Source organism: Methylobacterium sp. B1 (assembly GCF_000333255.1).
GTDB lineage: Bacteria > Pseudomonadota > Alphaproteobacteria > Rhizobiales > Beijerinckiaceae > Methylobacterium > Methylobacterium fujisawaense.
In genome coordinates, this window is the sequence record NZ_BACT01000749.1 from 1 (window position 1) to 999 (window position 999).

At 68.8% G+C, this 999-nt stretch carries 1 protein-coding gene and 1 pseudogene; one reads left to right on the forward strand and one right to left on the reverse strand.

The window, feature by feature from the left end; translation table 11 throughout:
- Positions 1-198: 198 nt before the first annotated feature.
- Positions 199-426, forward strand: coding sequence for a hypothetical protein (locus I53_RS22000; protein WP_043353537.1), 228 nt, complete (start codon positions 199-201; stop codon positions 424-426).
- 236 nt (positions 427-662) lie between these two features.
- On the opposite strand, the pseudogene I53_RS31690 reads toward I53_RS22000, so the two are convergent.
- Positions 663-999 (reverse strand): annotated as a pseudogene (locus tag I53_RS31690) (amidohydrolase family protein); the annotation flags it as partial.

The following is a 999-nucleotide window of genomic DNA, read 5'->3' on the forward strand; positions in this document are numbered from 1 at the left end:
CGATGCAAATGAACTAAACTTCCATTGGCCGGTTCTCAAATATAACTTGGACGCGCGCATCATTTAATTTCTGATCCGGGCGCCGGATGGTTCGTCGCAGCCGCACGGGCGCACCCGGATCGGCGGCCTCCGGCGCCAGATGCCCGTCACACAGGCCCGGTAGACCCACACACCATGCCAAGCATCACGGATGCGCCGATGACGCCCTCCGATCTCGACAAAAGGGCCGAACTCACCATCTGGCCCGCACGCGCGACCGGTCGTTCCGCGGAGGGGCGCCCGTTCGCGACGCTGCGCGAAGCCCTCGCGGTTGCGCTCGAGGCGATCGCGTCCGACGACGCCCGGCCGTGGATCATCACCGAGGCCGGTGACATCCTCTCACCGCGCTGGATCCAGGCGCATTCCCGCTCGCGATCCCTGCAATAGCCGGGGCGACGCGGGTCTTGCAGTCACGATCAGCAGCCGATGCAGATGTCGCGCACCACGTGCGGGTGTCGCAGACCGGTGCGCTGGTTCGGAAGCCGTCCTTCGAGGGATGAAAATCCGCTCCCCAGCCCCGGGGGACGTCGGCGCCCCCCGGTCGGGTCGGCCTGGACGGGTGCCGGCGCCGGCGCCGCCGCGACCGGTGCGGGCTGGGCCGGGAGGACGGGAGCGGGAGCGCCGTTTGAGCGTGTCGGTGTGGATCATGACCTGGATGTCGTGGGCATCGGCCACGGACAGGCAGGTGTCGATCGCCGCGGGCGTGGTGCCCCAATCCTCGTGCAGCTTCAACGCGCAGGCACCCGCCCGCACCATCTCGACGAGGCTGTCCGGCCGGGACGCGTTGCCCTTGCCGCCAAGGCAAGATTCATCGGGAAAGCGTCCGCCGCCTCGAACATCCGGGCGATTTGCCAAGGGCCCGGGGTGCAGTTGGTGGCCAAAGTGCCGGGGGCCGGCCCGGTGCCCCCGCCCAGCATCGTGGTGATCCCCGAGCAGAACGCTTCCTCATCTGCTGCGGGC

Coding starts and splice junctions, on each gene's coding strand:
- I53_RS22000 (WP_043353537.1), top strand. CDS start 199: ATGACGCCCTCCGATCTCGACAAAAGGGCCGAACTCACCATCTGGCCC.